17 protein-coding genes are annotated in these 17,826 nt (G+C 37.4%); 2 read left to right on the forward strand and 15 right to left on the reverse strand.

The features are described 5' to 3' along the window. Nucleotides 1-6 precede the first annotated feature (6 nt). Nucleotides 7-1,557, forward strand: a complete 1,551-nt coding sequence (locus ADH81_RS02660) for a ClC family H(+)/Cl(-) exchange transporter (protein WP_049526316.1) — start codon at nucleotides 7-9, stop codon at nucleotides 1,555-1,557. Between the two features lie 365 nt (nucleotides 1,558-1,922). After that, nucleotides 1,923-2,993, forward strand: coding sequence for a tyrosine recombinase XerS (gene xerS / locus ADH81_RS02665; RefSeq protein WP_049509685.1), 1,071 nt, complete (start codon nucleotides 1,923-1,925; stop codon nucleotides 2,991-2,993). 82 nt (nucleotides 2,994-3,075) lie between these two features. On the opposite strand, the gene ADH81_RS02670 is transcribed toward xerS, so the two are convergent. From ADH81_RS02670 to ADH81_RS02735, 15 genes are all read right to left on the reverse strand, one after another. Next, complete coding sequence (locus ADH81_RS02670) at nucleotides 3,076-3,717, reverse strand: hypothetical protein (protein WP_049526317.1); 642 nt, start codon at nucleotides 3,715-3,717, stop codon at nucleotides 3,076-3,078. Nucleotides 3,718-3,824: 107 nt separating this feature from the next. Beyond that, nucleotides 3,825-4,814: a lipoate--protein ligase gene (locus tag ADH81_RS02675; RefSeq protein WP_006150700.1), complete on the reverse strand. Its 990-nt coding sequence runs from the start codon at nucleotides 4,812-4,814 to the stop codon at nucleotides 3,825-3,827. A gap of 58 nt (nucleotides 4,815-4,872) precedes the next feature. Continuing rightward, nucleotides 4,873-6,576: a dihydrolipoyl dehydrogenase gene (gene lpdA / locus ADH81_RS02680; protein ID WP_049526318.1), complete on the reverse strand. Its 1,704-nt coding sequence runs from the start codon at nucleotides 6,574-6,576 to the stop codon at nucleotides 4,873-4,875. A 38-nt stretch (nucleotides 6,577-6,614) separates the two neighbouring features. Beyond that, a complete protein-coding gene (locus tag ADH81_RS02685) occupies nucleotides 6,615-7,658 on the reverse strand; it encodes a dihydrolipoamide acetyltransferase (protein WP_049509678.1) in 1,044 nt (347 codons plus the stop codon). A 441-nt stretch (nucleotides 7,659-8,099) separates the two neighbouring features. Beyond that, nucleotides 8,100-9,092, reverse strand: coding sequence for an alpha-ketoacid dehydrogenase subunit beta (locus ADH81_RS02690; RefSeq protein ID WP_049503338.1), 993 nt, complete (start codon nucleotides 9,090-9,092; stop codon nucleotides 8,100-8,102). A 17-nt stretch (nucleotides 9,093-9,109) separates the two neighbouring features. Beyond that, nucleotides 9,110-10,078 carry a thiamine pyrophosphate-dependent dehydrogenase E1 component subunit alpha gene (locus tag ADH81_RS02695; protein WP_000105346.1) on the reverse strand — a complete coding sequence of 323 codons (969 nt, stop codon included), beginning with the start codon at nucleotides 10,076-10,078 and terminating at the stop codon, nucleotides 9,110-9,112. A 177-nt stretch (nucleotides 10,079-10,255) separates the two neighbouring features. Next, nucleotides 10,256-11,596 (reverse strand): MATE family efflux transporter, encoded by a 1,341-nt coding sequence (locus tag ADH81_RS02700; RefSeq protein ID WP_049526319.1) that lies wholly within the window; start codon nucleotides 11,594-11,596, stop codon nucleotides 10,256-10,258. An 11-nt stretch (nucleotides 11,597-11,607) separates the two neighbouring features. Then, nucleotides 11,608-11,868, reverse strand: a complete 261-nt coding sequence (locus ADH81_RS02705; RefSeq protein ID WP_049526320.1) for a hypothetical protein — start codon at nucleotides 11,866-11,868, stop codon at nucleotides 11,608-11,610. 10 nt (nucleotides 11,869-11,878) lie between these two features. Then, the gene (locus ADH81_RS02710) at nucleotides 11,879-13,150 is read right to left on the reverse strand and encodes a dihydroorotase (RefSeq protein WP_049526322.1); all 1,272 of its coding nucleotides are present in this window, start codon (nucleotides 13,148-13,150) and stop codon (nucleotides 11,879-11,881) included. Nucleotides 13,151-13,162: 12 nt separating this feature from the next. Then, nucleotides 13,163-13,627 carry an NUDIX hydrolase gene (locus ADH81_RS02715; protein WP_001135775.1) on the reverse strand — a complete coding sequence of 155 codons (465 nt, stop codon included), beginning with the start codon at nucleotides 13,625-13,627 and terminating at the stop codon, nucleotides 13,163-13,165. 9 nt (nucleotides 13,628-13,636) lie between these two features. Further along, on the reverse strand, nucleotides 13,637-14,290 hold the full coding sequence (locus ADH81_RS02720; RefSeq protein ID WP_049526323.1) for a uracil-DNA glycosylase: 654 nt from the start codon (nucleotides 14,288-14,290) through the stop codon (nucleotides 13,637-13,639). Between the two features lie 11 nt (nucleotides 14,291-14,301). Next, complete coding sequence (locus tag ADH81_RS02725) at nucleotides 14,302-15,057, reverse strand: DUF4336 domain-containing protein (RefSeq protein WP_049526324.1); 756 nt, start codon at nucleotides 15,055-15,057, stop codon at nucleotides 14,302-14,304. Nucleotides 15,058-15,177: 120 nt separating this feature from the next. Continuing rightward, a complete protein-coding gene (locus tag ADH81_RS11380; RefSeq protein WP_204374224.1) occupies nucleotides 15,178-15,684 on the reverse strand; it encodes a hypothetical protein in 507 nt (168 codons plus the stop codon). A 26-nt stretch (nucleotides 15,685-15,710) separates the two neighbouring features. Continuing rightward, nucleotides 15,711-16,088 (reverse strand): hypothetical protein, encoded by a 378-nt coding sequence (locus tag ADH81_RS11385; protein WP_152904374.1) that lies wholly within the window; start codon nucleotides 16,086-16,088, stop codon nucleotides 15,711-15,713. 433 nt (nucleotides 16,089-16,521) lie between these two features. After that, nucleotides 16,522-17,613 (reverse strand): hypothetical protein, encoded by a 1,092-nt coding sequence (locus ADH81_RS02735; RefSeq protein ID WP_239682079.1) that lies wholly within the window; start codon nucleotides 17,611-17,613, stop codon nucleotides 16,522-16,524. Nucleotides 17,614-17,826 lie beyond the last annotated feature (213 nt).

A 17,826-nucleotide genomic window follows, 5' to 3' on the forward strand; every position in this document is an offset into this window, starting at 1 on the left:
AAAATTATGGAGGAACAGTCGGAAACACTTAGTTCCAAGAAAGAATTTGCCTTCGCGTCCAGTACGATCTTAGCTCAAGTAGGGCGAGGTATTATTGTTGGATTAATCGTAGGACTTATTGTTGGGTCATTTCGTTTTTTGATTGAAAAAGGCTTTCATGTCGTTCAAGGACTATATCTAGACCAAGAAAATCTACTTCGAAATCTATTGATCATTTTATTGTTTTATATTCTAATTTGCTTGCTTAGTGCCAAATTAACACGCTCAGAAAAAGATATTAAAGGTTCTGGTATTCCTCAAGTTGAAGCGGAGTTAAAAGGTCTCATGTCTCTCAATTGGTGGAGTGTCCTCTGGAAGAAATACATTCTAGGTATCTTGGCCATTGCGAGCGGACTCATGCTCGGTCGTGAAGGTCCCAGTATTCAGCTAGGTGCCGTAGGAGGAAAAGGAATTGCCAAATGGCTCAAGTCTAGCCCTGTTGAGGAGCGTTCTTTGATTGCTAGCGGAGCTGCTGCTGGACTTGCTGCTGCCTTTAATGCACCAATAGCAGGTCTGCTTTTTGTAGTAGAAGAAGTTTACCATCACTTTTCAAGATTTTTCTGGGTATCTACTTTGGCAGCTAGTCTGGTAGCAAACTTTGTTTCCCTTCTCATCTTCGGCTTAACACCCGTTCTGGATATGCCAGATGATATCCCTCTCATGAGCTTGAATCAATATTGGATTTATCTGGTGATGGGAATTTTTCTTGGGCTCTCAGGTTTTCTTTATGAAAAAGCCGTTCTAAATGTCGGAAAAGTTTATGATTGGATTGGCCAAAAGGTTCAAATTGATAAAGCTTATCATCCAATTTTTGCTTTTATCCTAATCATTCCAGTTGGAATATTTCTGCCTCAAATACTTGGTGGCGGGAATCAGGTTGTCTTATCCTTAACAGAACAAGATTATAGCTTCCAAATTCTCTTACTTTACTTTATCATTCGCTTTATCTGGAGCATGATTAGTTACGGAAGTGGACTGCCAGGAGGTATTTTCTTACCTATTTTAGCTTTAGGTTCTTTACTTGGTGCCCTAGTAGGCGTTATTTGTGTCAATCTAGGCCTTGTTACCCAACAGCAATTTCCTATATTTGTAATTCTTGGAATGAGCGGTTATTTTGGGGCTATCTCAAAAGCACCTTTGACAGCTATGATTCTTGTAACTGAAATGGTTGGTGACATCCGAAACCTTATGCCTTTAGGTATGGTGACCCTAGTAGCTTACATCGTCATGGATTTGCTCAAAGGAGCGCCTGTCTATGAAGCCATGTTGGAGAAAATGCTACCTGAATCAGCAACTGATGATGGAGAAATTACACTGATAGAAATTCCGGTTTCAGACAAAATAGCTGGTAAACAAGTACACGAACTCAATTTACCACATAACGTACTTATCACAACCCAAGTACATAATGGTAAAAGTAAGACAGTTAATGGTTCTACAAGAATGTATCTAGGTGATATGATTCATCTCGTGATTCCAAAAAGTGAAATTGGAAAAGTAAAAGATTTGCTTTTATAGTAGTATTAATTTACATAATTTATGTTATGTAGTATTAGATAATGATTTAAGAAAAAGATTTTTCAGATTTATTTGATCGACAGATTCTTATAGATGAAAACAATATAAAAACAAAAACTCGGTCTCTAGATGATGAGATCGAGTTTTTATATTATATTCGAATAGACTGTAAAAGTTAAAAAAATTTTAAAACTATAAGTTCAATGAAGCAATGAATTACAAAATTTTAAGCGATTTTTCCATTATATAGCTTACTAAGACAATCCTATATATCACCTATTACATCTTTCCGAAAAACTATAATTTTCTTGAAAAATATAGTTAGCTATGCTATACTACTAGTATAGAAAGATTTGGAGAAAAACATGAAACGTGAAATCTTATTAGAACGGATTGATAAACTCAAACAAGTCATGCCCTGGTATGTTCTCGAATACTACCAATCAAAACTGGCTGTTCCCTACAGTTTTACAACCTTGTACGAATATTTAAAGGAATACGATCGATTTTTCACCTGGGTTTTGGAATCGGGTATATCGGATGCTGATACTATGGCAAATATTCCTTTGGATGTTCTGGAGAACATGACCAAGAAAGATATGGAATCTTTTATTCTTTACTTACGTGAACGTCCTTTGCTTAATGCTAATACGACAAAAAATGGAGTTTCCCAAACAACCATTAATCGTACTTTATCAGCGCTTTCTAGTCTCTATAAGTATTTGACTGAAGAGGTTGAAAATGAGCAAGGAGAACCTTATTTCTACCGCAATGTTATGAAGAAAGTTGCTACCAAGAAAAAGAAAGAAACCTTGGCGGCTCGAGCTGAAAATATCAAACAAAAGCTCTTTTTAGGCGATGAAACAGAGGGATTTTTGAATTATATCGATGAAGAATACCCCAAAACTCTCTCAAATCGCGCCCTATCCTCTTTTAATAAGAATAAAGAGCGAGATTTAGCCATCATTGCACTGCTTCTTGCCTCTGGTGTCCGTCTCTCTGAGGCGGTTAACCTGGACCTTCGTGATCTCAACCTCAAAATGATGGTGATTGATGTTACTCGTAAGGGTGGGAAACGCGACTCGGTAAATGTAGCCGCCTTTGCTAAGCCTTATCTAGAGCAATATCTTGCTATTCGCGACAAACGTTATAAGACAGAAAAGACTGATACAGCCCTCTTTCTAACTTTATATAGAGGTGTTCCAAACCGTATTGACGCTTCTAGTGTCGAAAAGATGGTGGCAAAGTATTCTGAAGATTTCAAAGTCCGAGTGACACCCCACAAACTACGCCACACACTTGCAACGCGTCTATATGATGCAACCAAATCACAGGTTTTGGTCAGTCACCAGCTGGGACATGCAAGCACACAAGTTACCGATTTGTATACCCATATCGTTAATGATGAGCAAAAGAATGCCTTGGATAGTTTATAAGATGCATAATATAAATTATGTAACGTTTTAGAGTTAGAAAAAGAGCGTAGGATTTTTTCGAATCTTACGCTCTTTTATTATTCTATAAAAATTCGATCCAATAATTTCTGTGTGGCTCAATTATGACTGGCTTTCCCCAAAATGACTTTAGATAAGCCAGATTCGCAGGGGTTACGGGTCTTTTTTCTTCATTGTACTTCTCAGCACTTTCTTTCGTTAAAAAACATTTAACAGCTTCATATCGCGTACCATCACTAGCTGTACGATCAATACCCATATAAGCAATTTCATCACCTTTTTGAGGAATGTCAGTAAGAAGTTTTCCAATAAAGTAGACTGTTTTATTTTTCATTAATTCATAAGCTTTAGTATTTTCAAGTCGGTTATTCGCTGCAGCATACATAATACAAAAACTATCCACGATGTCTTTCATATACAGCAAAGCTTCTTTACTAACGATAATTTCTTTAGGTGCAAGACCCCCAATAATCAAGTCTTTAAAATGAGCTTGCTGAATAACATTGTCTAAGGCCATTCCAAGAGGGATTTGGACAGCTTGAAAACCTAAAGGCTCTAACTCTTGTCTTTTCTTATCAAAGTGCTCTTGTGTGATACTGACATTCAAATCGTATGGATTTGTAGTTTTTTGATTCTTAAAAAATGCTACCACAGTACGATCTAACTGTTCAAATAGACCAAGATTTTCAATTGGAACTTTTATCATTGATGTTATTCCTCTTTTATTTTTAATTCTACTATATTATACTCTCATCAATGTTTAATATCAAATTTAAACAAAAGAAATCCACATTACATGGATCTCTTTTGATTTTATTCTACTACCGCTTCAGCAATTTCTTCAGCAGTAATCCCTGCGAAGTAACGACCTAGGTTAATGGTTTGAAGTGCTTTGAGGACATCTTCACGTTCGTATTTGACACCACGAAGAACGTCTTCTACTGCTGCAACATCTTCGATACCGAAAAAGTCACCGTAAATCTTGATGTCTTGAATTTTTGATTCAATAACATTAGCAAAGATTTCAACCTTACCGCTTGGGAATTTAGTTCCACGACGGACATTGTATTCAGGTGATTTGCCATAGTTCCAGTCCCAAGTTCCAAACTTAGTTTCTTTGATTCGATTGATTTCAGCCAATTCTTCATCTGAGAATACATACTCAGTCATCTCAGGGTATTCTTTTTTCATGTATTCCAAAAGCAAGTCACGGAACTCTTCAACAGTGATTTTTTCAGGCAGTTCGTCTACGATATTGGTTACTCGTGCTCGAACTGATTTAACACCTTTTGATTCGAACTTATCTTTAGAAACCTTAAGTGCGTTAGCTAGGACTGACAAATCTACGTCAAATAGAAGACAACCATGGTGCATGATGCGTCCGTTGATATAAGCTTGTGCATTCCCACAGAATTTCTTACCGTCAATCTCAAGGTCATTGCGGCCTGTAAATTCAGCTTTAACACCAAGTTCCGCCAAGGTATTGATAACTGGAGTTGAGAAGCTCTTGAAGTCAAAGGCCTTGTTTTCATCTTCTTTTGAAATGATTGTATAGTTGAGGTTGTTCAAATCATGATAAACTGCTCCACCACCACTGATACGACGTACTACTTCAATTCCGTGTTCACGAACGTAGTCTCGGTTGATTTCTTCGATGGTATTTTGGTGACGACCTACAATGATAGATGGTTTGTTAATCCAAAGCAGGAAAATTTGATCCTCGTCCAAAAGGTGTTTAAAAGCATATTCCTCTAAAGCAATATTAAAGGCAGTGTCATTTGAATGATTGATAATGTATTTCATAAGTTACCTTCTAATACGATAGAGACTGGAAAATAATTCCAGTCTAGTCTATCTATCTTTATTTTTTCTTAGGTGAATGGATTGCCATTCCAAGAACATCCGCAAACGCTTCGTACATTACTTCAGAGTATGTTGGGTGTCCGTGGATAGTCTTAAGCATTTCTTCAACAGTGATTTCCATTTCAATGATACTTGACGCTTCATTAATCAATTCTGCAGCTGCAGGACCAATGATGTGGACTCCAAGGATTTCACCATATTTCTTGTCAGCAATAACTTTAACGAAACCTTGAGCTGCGTCTGATGCAATGGCACGACCGTTTGCTGCAAAGTTAAATTTACCAATTTGAACATCGTATTTTTCACGAGCTTGTTCTTCTGTCAAACCAACTGCTGCTACTTCAGGAAGTGTATAAATAGCTGCAGGAGTCAAGTTCAATTTGGCAACAGCGTGGTTTCCTTTAAGCGCATTTTCAGCCGCAACTTCACCCATACGGAAGGCGGCGTGAGCCAACATCTTAGTACCGTTGATATCACCTGGTGCGTAGATACCTGGAACAGAAGTTTCCATGTATTCGTTGACTTTGATACGACCACGTTCTAATTCAAACTCAACTTCACCAATACCTTCAAGATCTGGAACACGTCCGATTGATAGAAGAGCTTTGTTCGCAATGATATCATCTTTTCCTTCAACCTTGATACGAAGTTTGCCATCTTCTTCAATGATTTCTTGAAGTTTAGTGTCTGTCAAGATAGTCATACCTTTACGTTCAAGGATTAAACGAAGATTCTTAGATACTTCAGCATCCATAGCTGGAACGATACGATCCATCATTTCGATAACAGTTACTTTTGAACCAAATGTCATGAAGGCTTGGCCAAGCTCGATACCGACAACTCCACCACCGATGATAACGAGGCTTTCTGGTACTTCGTTCATTTCAAGGATGTCATCACTAGTCATCACAAGAGATGATTCCATACCAGGAACGTTGATTTTGCTTACTTTTGAACCACCAGCAAGGATGATCTTCTTAGTTTCAAGCAATTCAGAACCATTTACCAAGACATTCTTATCTTTAGTAATAGTACCGATACCTTTATGAACATCAACTCCATAGCTACGAAGTAATCCTGCAACCCCACCAACAAGAGTATTAACAACTTTAGATTTAGTTTCTAATAGTTTTTCCATATCAACAGTGAAGTTAGGATTTTCAATCACGATACCACGATTTGCTGCATGACCGATATTCTCGATAATTTCAGCGTTATGGAGGTAAGTCTTAGTTGGGATACATCCGCGGTTCAAGCAAGTTCCACCAAGTTCAGATTTCTCAACAAGAGCAACCTTACCACCCAATTGAGCTGCTTTAATGGCAGAAACATAACCAGCAGGTCCACCACCGATAACAACGATGTCGTAAGCATCATCGTTCTTACCATCATCGTTTGAGGCACTTACTGCAGGTGCTGGGCTAGCTTCTGGTGCAGCTGCTCCAGCTGTTGGGATATTTTCCCCTTCTTCACCAAGATAACCGATAACTTCAGTAACAGGGACAGTCTCTCCGTCACCTTTTAGGATAGCGATCAAATAACCGTCTTCTTCTGCTTCCAATTCCATGCTGACTTTGTCAGTCATGATTTCCAAAAGGATTTCTCCTTCTTTTACAAATTCTCCGACTTTTTTATTCCATTGGACGATTTGTCCTTCTGTCATATCCACGCCGGCTTTTGGCATAATTACTTCTAAGGCCATATCTTACTTCCTCTATCTATTTTTCTAAAACAAATACTTTAAACCAACATTGAGATTGGGTTCTCAATCAAAGCTTTTAAGTCTTTCATAAACTTAGCACCAGCCATACCATCTACGACACGGTGGTCAATTGTCAATCCAAGACTCATAATTGGACGAATCACGATTTCACCATTAACTACAACTGGTTTCTCAACTGTTGAGCTAACCCCGAGAATTGCTGAGTTTGGTTGATTGATGATAGGACCAAATGATTGAACACCAAACATCCCCAAGTTACTGATTGTGAAGGTTGAATTTTGCAATTCGCTAGGAGCTAGTTTACCATCCAAAGTACGTCCGATGACATCTTTGAATGCAACAACCAATTCAGACAAGCTCATTTTTTCTGCATTATAAACAACAGGTGTCATCAATCCATTATCCATACCAACAGCCATCGCAAGGTTGACGTAGTTGTGGGTGATAATTGTCTTACCATCTTCTGTCAATGAAGCATTGATGTATGGGTGTTTCATAAGTGTTTTAACAACCGCAAGTGAAAGCAAATCTGTAACAGTGATTTTCTTACCTGTTGCTTCCATAATCGGATCAAGAACTTTCTTACGAAGGGCAAGCATTTCAGACATATCTACATCGTAGTTAAGCGTGAAGGTTGGAGCAGTCAAGTATGATTCAACCATACGTTGTGCAATAACCTTACGCATAGGAGTCATCGGAATACGTTCGATTTCTCCATAAGGTGTCACGTTATCTGGAACTTCTTCGACTTTCTCAATTTGAGCAGGTGATTTAATCGTATCGTTTTCGATATTTTCAGGAAGGAAGGCTAAAACATCCTTCTTCATAATCTTACCACGGTGACCAGTTCCTTGGATTTCCTGCCAAGCAATATTATGCTCTAGTGCAATTCGTTTTGCGAGTGGTGAAATGCGAACCACATTAGTGTCTTTATATGTTTCCACGTCTTCTTTGTGGACACGACCGTTTGCGCCTGAGCCAGAAATGTCGTAGAGATTGATCCCTAAATCATCTGCTAATTTTCTAGCTGCAGGAGTCGCTCTTAGCTTATCATCAGCCATGGCCTCTCCTATTCTATTATAAGATACTAAGGGCGTCAAAAGTCACAGTGAAAATAGGAAACTTGACGAAGAAACTTTAGTTTCCAGGAAAGTTTATCTTTTTCACACAGACTTTAGCCCGAGTTCAACTCTACAAGCAACTTGGACACGGAACGTGTCTCAAGTTGCTACGGTTGCCGCTATCGAGCGGCCAACCTAGTAGACTTACTAAGTTTTTTGCCAAATATTATCGATTCGTCAAAAAACTGTCGCAACTATACAATCAACTTGGATACAAAATATATCTCAAGTTACAACTGTTGTAGCTATCAAGCGATCAACCTAGTAGTCTTACTAAGTCACTCATCGAATGATAACGATTCGATTCGTTCCTTGTCGCTTTTTATCAATTTAAAACGAAAGATAAAATACTAATGCATATTACATAATTTATGTTATGTATTATTGTTTGTTGTGAGTTTTACGAATGGCATCTTTGATGCTTTCAACTGTCGGAATCATTGCATTTTCAAGATTTTGTGCATAAGGCATTGGTACATCCTCACCTGCACAACGGCGAATAGGTGCATCCAAGTAATCAAATGCTTCTGATTCAGAAATGATAGCTGAGATTTCACCGATAAAACCACTTGTCTTGTGGGCATCGTTGACAAGAACTACTTTTCCAGTCTTCTTAACTGAATTAATAATGATGTCTTTATCAAGTGGAACCAAAGTACGTGGATCTACCACTTCTACTGAAATCCCTTCTTCAGCCAATTCTTCAGCTGCTTGCATGACACGACGAAGCATTTTACCGTAGGTTACTACTGTTACATCAGTACCTTCGCGTTTGATTTCTCCGACACCAAGTGGGATAGTATAGTCTGGATCAACAGGAACCTCACCTTTTTGGTTGAATTCTGATTTGTATTCAAGAATGATAACAGGGTTGTTATCGCGAATAGAAGACTTGAGAAGTCCCTTCATATCAGCTGGTGTACCTGGAGCTACTACTTTCAATCCTGGGATATGCGTAAACCATGTTTCTAATGATTGTGAGTGTTGTGCTGCAGAACCTACACCATTACCAGCTGCACAGCGGATTGTCATTGGTACTTGACCTTTTCCACCAAACATATAACGAGTTTTAGCGGCTTGGTTAACGATAGCATCCATGGCAATTACAGAAAAGTCCATAAAAGTCATATCTACGATTGGACGAAGTCCAGTCATTGCAGCACCAGCAGCTGCACCAGAAATTGCAGCTTCAGAAATCGGACAGTCACGAACACGTTCTGGACCAAATTCTTCAAGCATACCTACTGAAGTACCGAAGTCTCCACCGAAAACTCCGACATCTTCACCCATCAAAAGCACATTTTCATCACGACGCATTTCCTCAGACATTGCAAGGATAATGGTATCGCGGAAAGACATTAATTTAGTTTCCATATTTTCTCTACTTCTCCTTAGTCTGCGTAAATATCTTCAAATGCTGATTCTAGTGGAGGGAATGGACTTTCTTCTGCAAATTTAACAGATGCCTCCACTGCTTCCTTAACTTGTGCTTGAATTTCTTCAAGTTCCTCTGCACTTGCAATCTTGTTCTCAACAAGGTACTTGCGAAGATTTTCGATTGGGTCTTTTTGTTTCCACTCTTCTACTTCTTCACGTGTACGATATTTACCTGGGTCTGAAGATGAGTGACCAAGCCAACGGTAGGTTACACTTTCGATCAATACAGGACCTTTACCAGAGCGAACATGGTCCACTGCTTTCTTAAATCCTTCGTAGACATCGATTACATTGTTACCATCTTCGATAAACATACCAGGAATACCGTAAGCTGCGCTACGTTCATGGATATGTTGAACATTGGTCATTTTCTTAATATCTGCTGAAATTCCGTATCCGTTATTGATACAGTAGAAAATAACAGGAAGATTCCAGATTGAAGCCATATTCACCGCTTCGTGGAAGACACCTTCGTTTGTTGCACCGTCACCAAAGAAGCAGACAACGATTTTACCAGTGTTTTTCATTTGTTGAGTAAGGGCAGCACCTACTGCGATTCCCATACCACCACCTACAATACCGTTGGCACCAAGGTTACCTGCATCAAGGTCAGCGATATGCATAGACCCGCCTTTACCTTTACAAGTTCCAGTATATTTACCTAGGATTTCAGCCATCATACCATTAAGGTCAATACCTTTAGCGATGGCTTGACCGTGACCACGGTGATTTGAAGTGATCAGGTCATCTGCGTTTAGAGCTAACATAGCCCCGACGTTAGCAGCTTCCTCACCAACAGAAAAGTGCGTCATTCCTGGCACTTTTCCTTTTTTTACTAATTGAGCAATTTTTAAGTCCATACGACGAATTTCTTCCATCTTACGGAACATCTCAAGCAAAAGATTTTTATCTAAAGTTGACATAATCTTGCCTTTCTAAGTTTAAATTCTTATAGTTCTATTTTACTTTATAGGTTAATTAGTGTCAAAAAATATGCTTGCAATTTTTCACAATATAAAAAAAGAAAAGTCAGTAAAATCAAGACTTTTCTTTATATAAAATACAAATTTCACAAGCTTTTTTCATCATTTTTCAACAAATTATTTGAATCTTTTCATAATAACTTGTAAACGCCACTGATAAAGAATTCCACTTACCATTAAACTAATGATAAGAGCAATCCAATAGGAGTACGCACCTAAACTAGTCGAATAATCAAGATATAACCCAAGCGGAATCCCAACACCCCAGTATCCAAGAAGACCAAGACAAAAAGGAACAATCGTATCCTTGTAACCTCTTAAAATTCCTTGTAAAGGTGCCGCAAAGGTATCAGCTAACTGGAAGAACAAGCTATAGGTCATAAAAGATGCTGTCAGTTGGATAAATTCTGAATCTTGACCATATAGTCTGGCTACATTTTCACGATAGATGTAAAGAAAACTAAGTGTTAAAACTGCAAACACCAAAGCTGTTAAACGACCAATATGGATATACTGTTTAGCATCATCTAACCGTTTAGCTCCAACCTCATAAGAAATCACAATGGCCATGGCAGTTGAAATACTCATAGGAAAAGCATACATCAGATTTGAAAAGTTCATAGCTGACTGATGACTGGCAATAATAAGTGATGAGAATTTCGCCATAATCAAACCAACAACTGAAAAAATGGCTACCTCAGCAAATACCGTCCCACCAATTGGTAGACCAAGATAAATAGCTTCCTTGATTTTTTTGATTTGTAGGGGCATAGGTTTTTGGAGTTGATATTCCTTGAGCTTTTTATGCTTTAACAAGACCAAAGTCGAAATCAGCAACAAAGCCCAGTACGCAAGGGAAGTCCCCAGACCTGCTCCTGCACCTCCTAACTTAGGAAAACCAAAAGCTCCATATATTAGTAAATAGTTAAATCCACTATTTAAAGGAAGTAAAAGAAGCATAAGATACATAGACAACTTTGTCAGTCCTAGCGTATCAAGTAGCGATCGAATAACACTAAAAAGCAAAAGTGGAATAATACCGATGGCTAGGAGCCACAGATAACGTATGGCAACACTGGATACAGCCACTTCCAGCCCCATGAATTGTAAGACAATTGGTGCTAAAAAGAAAACCAAGCCAAAAAGTACGATAGATAAGGCTAAAGCCAAATAAAGAAATTGATAAAAATCCGAAGAAACTTCTTTCTTTTTTCCTTGTCCCAAATGGTGACCAATAATAGGGACCAAGGCCGAGACAATCCCTGTCAGGAAGGTAAAGAAAGGATTCCACAAACTAGTTGCAATTGAAACACCCGCTAGATCCAGTGTATTATATTGGCCTGTCATCGTGGTATCGATAAAAGATGCGGAAAAATTAGCGAATTGATAAATTAGAATAGGAAAGAAAATTTTTAAAAATAAGATGATTTTGTCTTTAATAGTTTTTGTTGTATGCATACCTACTCTTTCTACTCCTTTTCATCCAAGCCAAAAAGCTTTAAGCCATATTTTCTCAAGCTCAAGGGTGGATTACTAGCTTTTGATGTCGTGTGCCAACAATTACATGAGACGCAATAATAGCTTCTAACCAAACCACCATTATCATACTCTACAGCATGGTCAGCTTTTCCCTTGGTTTCATACTGAATTTTAGCACGGTTAGCGGCTGGACAATATACTCCATGGCAAGCATTTCGTTTACGATTTCTAAGTTTACGAAAATAATTCATCCTCAAGCTCCTAATCTGCTTGATAAACGATTTGTCCCTTACAGATAGTATATTTAACCTGCCCTTTTAATTGTTCACCAATGAATGGTGAATTAGCTGCTTTAGAAGCAAAATGTGTGTCAACGATTCGGTCAGCTTTATCATCAAAAATCGTAATATCAGCTGGACCATTTTCAGTTAGATAACCTGCTTCAAAATTATAAAGTTTGGCTGGATTGTAGGTCATTTTTTCTAGCAATTGCATTAAACTCAACTCGCCAGCTTCCACCAGATAGGTTAAACCTAGTGACAAAGAAGTTTCCAAACCTGTCATACCTGATGGAGCTTTGGTAATATCCTCAACATTTTTTTCGTCAGCATGGTGAGGCGCGTGGTCAGTAGCAATGACAGAAATGACTCCAGATTTTAAACCTTCAATGACGGCGCGACGGTCTGATTCCAAACGAAGAGGTGGATTCATCTTAGCGTTACTTCCTTTAGTCAAAAGCAGAGCTTCAGTCTTAGAAAAATGCTGGGGTGCTACTTCTGCAGTTACGTTTGCTCCCATATTTTGAGCAAACTCTACAACTTTAACACTTTCTTCCTTAGACAAATGCTGGATATGAACATGAGCCTTGGTTGCATAGGCAATCATGACATCACGCGCAATCATTGCATACTCTGCAACCCCAGTAGCACCGCAGATATGGAAATGTTCTTTTGCGATATTTTCGTTAAAACCAAGCGTACCATTTAAACCAGGATCTTCTTCATGCAAGCTAATAAAGGTGTTGAGTTTTTTAGCTTTTTCCATAGCTTCCTTGACAACTTTACTACTTTCAAGAGGAATTCCGTCATCAGAAAAACCAACAGCACCAGCTTCTAAAAGCGCCTTAAAATCTGTCAAATCTTGGCCATTAAAGTTTTTGGTAATCGTTGCGACAGATTTTACATTAATTTTTTCCTTGGCCGCAGATTGAAGGACTTCCTGCAAAGTCTCAACATCTGAGATAGTTGGATTGGTATTAGCCATCATTACGACTGTCGTAAAACCACCTGCAGCTGCTGCTAGTGCTCCTGTATGGATGTCTTCTTTATGTGTTTGACCAGGTTCACGGAAATGAACATGGATATCTACCAATCCAGGCGCAACCACAAGATCAGTAGCATCTATTACTTGAGCACCTTCTTCCTGGATTTCAGGAGAGATTTGAACAATTTTCCCTTCATCAACCAAAACATCACAAACTTGATCCAAACCAGACTTTGGATCCATCACACGGCCGTTTTTGATTACTAACATAACTATACTCCTTTATTCGTAGAAATCCACTTGAGTGTCCAATAATTTATCACCATCATAGACAAACTTTGCTGAAAAGAAGGGCTTATCTTCTAAAAGCCACTCAACAAAGGTATGGTCTCCTTCCCAAGTCGGTTTACTCAAAACCTCATCGTAAGGAACCCATTCTAATGTTCCTTCATTACAGTCAATCAATTCACCCTCAAACTCTGTTACCTTAAAGACGTAGGTGTACCAGTCCAAGTCCGGTGTGAACTCTGGAAAGGTGATCACTCCTTTTAATACTGGTTTTGCTTTTAGACCAGTTTCTTCTAAAATCTCACGAGCAGCACATTCTTGTGGAGTTTCTCCACGCTCTAACTTTCCACCTACACCGATCCATTTTCCTTCATGGACATCATTAGGCTTTTTATTGCGATGAAGCATGAGCAATTCTTTTCCATTATCAATGTAGCAAATTGTCGCTAGCTGAGGCATATTCTCTCCTTATCTAAGCCAATCGATTGGCTCTTGTCCTGTTTCTTTTAAGAATGCGTTGGCCTTAGAAAAAGGCTTAGAACCCCAAAATCCTCTGTAAACAGAAAGAGGACTTGGGTGGGCTGATTCGATAATCAAATGCTGAGGATTTTTAACCAAGGACTTCTTCTTACGGGCGTAGGCTCCCCAAAGTACAAAAACTACTGGCCTATCTAGGTTATTGACGACCTTAATAACAGCATCTGTAAATGGTTCCCATATCTGACCAGCATGACCATTAGCCTGGCCAGCAGGGACAGTCAAGCAAGCATTGAGAAGCAAGACTCCCTGCTCAGCCCAAGAGGTCAAGTCATGAGACGGTTTTACCCCAATATCATCCGCAAGTTCTTTTAAAATATTTTGCAAAGAAGGAGGGGCTGGAATAGAATCTGGAACGGAAAAACTCAATCCCTGCGCCTGCCCAGGCCCATGATAAGGATCCTGCCCCAGAATCACCACCTTAACCTCTTCTAGAGGAGTTGTTAAAAGAGCCTGAAAAACCTTTTCCTTTGGCGGATAAACAGTTCCCTGAGCATAGACTTGCTCCATAAAGTGATTGATTTTCCCAAAATAACCCTCAGGTAATTGCTCTTTAATCAAAGCATGCCAGGATGAGTGTTGCATCTTAATCTCCTTTATAGTATCCATCTAAAAGCACGTTTTAATTCATCCGTACCATTTTTAAAAAAGCATAAACCATGTGCGAGTATGATTTTATCCGGTTTCCAGTTTAACATACGGGAAAAGGAAACCTTTGCTTCCCTTTGTCTTCCTAAAAAAGTCATCCGATAATCGATAGGAGTTTGACCATTAGGGGCTGTTACACGAGCTAAACGATAGAATTTTCTGCGGATTGGACTAGCTATTTTTTCTGGTTCAAAATTCTCTATAAGGTCTGTTACAATAAGTGTTTTAGTTGATTTATGAAAAAACACGACCTCTTCGATGACAGAACTTCCCTTAAAAATAAGCTGTTCAATCTCATCAGACCATAAGTCAGGAGCCTTATCTGTTAAGGAAGCTTCAAATTTCACCTTGACATTCTGACTTTTCGCTCTCTCTTCAACTCCTGGACTAGACCATGCTTGCGCATAAGGATATCTTTTTCTCCAATCTGCAATATAGGCGTAGTGAATCTTATTTGGTGAAATCAGGTAAGCGACTTTGCCCAAAGCGTCTAGTTCAGTAAACAGTCCCTCATTTGGCGCAATCGGAGAGTGAATCCAAAGTTTGCCATCATTTAACTTAACCACCGTCATACGTGTCTGAAAAGGAAGCTTGAAGATCTTCATATCCATTTGAATCAAATCACCATCTACTATCCAGATATTTTGATCAACTTCCTTTAGTGTATACAATGGTTCATAAAGAGAAAGTTCTGGCCTTGACATCGTTAACTACTCCTTCGTTAATACTGCCTCTATTATAGCAAAAAGTGGCTATCTAAACCACTTTTAAAAGTATCTATTAAGATTTGAGAAGTTTTAGAAAGAATTTATACTAAAGAGCCTTTATTCAACCCCATTTCTCATATTAGAAAGGATAAATTCTTTGTCAATTTCATCAATAATCAATTCTGTTCGAGTATTAAGTTTTTCATCAAATCTCTTATTCAATTCCTTTACAACGCTTATCTTAAACTCATCACTTGATTTTTGTTTATAGTAATCAAATCCTCCAGAAGCCGCACTACAGCAACTCCCCCAATCTGAAAGATAGCCTATTATTTCAAAAACACTATCATTGTATTTTTCAAATTTTTTAGTTGCAGAACTTTTTAGATAGCCTGAAATACAATTTACAAAAGAGTAGTAATACTTAGAGTCACGAAATGAATTGAATTCTACACTATGAAAACTTGGATCGAGAATTCGTGCTAATCGCACATCTTTCATGGTGGGTTTTGTGGTCATTTTAATATCAGTCTGCAGATAAGCATAATAGGTTTCCTTATCAAAGAAAGCTCCATCTACCGCTATCAAAGCACCATACATACCATCTTCATACTGAAACACCATCACAGCACCGTTCCTATATTTGCTTTCTACAGGAACAGGTGGAGCAATTCTCTTTTTGGGCTTGTCTTTTTTTCACTTATCTTTTCTAAAAACTTATCTAGATTTTCACTTCTTTGTTCTAAAAATTCACTATCTGCCCCTAATTCTTGGGCTAGTTCTAAATCTTCTTTGTTAAGAATGATTTCTTTAATTTCAAGCAAGAATTCGTCATCTAATTGCCCAACTTCCCATAAACAGTGTGCTAAGGCGAACAAGACATCATACATATCGTCATCATATAAATCTGATGTCAGGTCATTTTTGATTGTATTTGCATCTTCTCCTTGATTGTATCTCTCGAAGAATTCTTCTTTAATATCTAAGGAAGTGTCATTTCCAAAAATCGTTGCATCCCATGTTCCCATAATTTATAGACTCCTATCTACTTTTAAAAAGTTCTAAATATTTTACAAGGTTTTGCAAAGAATCTATACAAAAGAGCATTTATTCAATCCCCTGTGAAGTATTAGAAAGTATAAAATCTTTGCCAATTTCATAGAAAATCATTTGAATTCGATTATTTAGATTTTCATTAAACTATTTATTCAATTTCTTTGTGGCACAGTTCTTAAATTCATCAGTTAATTTTTGTCGATAATACAAAAATCCTACAAAAGCTTCGCTATAACAGCTTCACCAATTAGAAAGATAGCTAAGCATTTCAAAAACTATCATAAAATATTTCAAATCTTTTCCTTGCAGAATTTTCTATATCATCTGTAATAAACTAGATTACTAGAATTATACTTAATTAAATCCTTTAGATTAAACTTTTATTTTTAAAACTTTCTAAATAAACTATTTAACAATCAAATAATGTGCGTCTTTTATCTTATATTTTTCTAGATTGATAATGGTTTGTTTCTTATCAACAATATCATATTTAACCAGAAAATCATTAAATAAGAAATAATAGATGTTGTTTTTAAATGTAAAATACGGTGCAATATATTGCTCTGTACTAAAGCCTTCTAGATGAATAATATCTTCTTCTAAATTGGCTAGATTGACAGTAGTAAAGGAAAATTCGCCATTATACAACCCCTCATTTTCTATAATCAATTGGTTATTTTTAGCATCAAAGTGAATATTTGTTGGATACTTATCTGGAATATCGATATAATCCTTGTTTTGACTTTTTATATCAAAAACCAATAATTTATTTCCTGACTTATATTCCCCATTAGAATTACGTCCATCAAGTGCTTCCACAATATACAAGACATCACCTACATTAACCATTCTCATATATGCTGATGTTTCGTCTAGATTGTATTTTTCTACGATGTTGAATTCTTTATCCATTTTCCAAATTTCAGCATTAGGAACTTGAGTGGATAAATCCAATGTGCTTACAAGTAAGTATAAATAATTATCTACAATAACAAACTGTTGACTAGCATTTAGTTGTCCATCATTTTTCATGGCAACATTAGTTACAACTTCTAAATTGTTATCATATTTATAAAATTCAATTCTATCTGTAAAGACAGCAGTTGCATACAAATAATCCCCATCTGTTATGGAGGCATAAGCATCATTTCCTTCTGCTAATTTAAATGTTTCACTTAAAGTTTCCTTATTAATTCTAGATACAAATCTTTTTAGAGCAGGGGTATCTTTTGTTTTTGCAGTTGAATAGGATCCTGCATCTGAAAAACTTTCTGCCCAATAGATGTATTTTTCTTTTCTGGCTATATTACCCTTGAACTCATTTAAATCATAATCATCAAAGACAGCTATTTTATCGCTATCCCAGATAGCCATTTTATAATCATCTACCGAATTTACCTTATTTGACTGACAGGCACTTAGCCAAATAAGACAGCAACAAGCACTTATAATCATCAACATGAAGTTCATAGCTCTTTTATTTCTTTTCAATATCATACTGATTTGCTCCTATATAGCTTTTTTATACCAATTTAAGAAGTTCAAACAGATGAATAGCATAAACCTAATCTCAGGTACCCACATCTACTCCAGTCACAGGTTAATCCCTGTTGCAACTACTGAGAAGATTAAAATTTGTTACTAGTATCACGATTGAAAATTATTTGTTATAAGGCTTTCCAATTTGTCTAGCAGCTTAATAGGCAAATG

Origin of the sequence: Streptococcus pseudopneumoniae (assembly GCF_001072925.1) — a bacterium.
Lineage (GTDB): Bacteria > Bacillota > Bacilli > Lactobacillales > Streptococcaceae > Streptococcus > Streptococcus pseudopneumoniae_Q.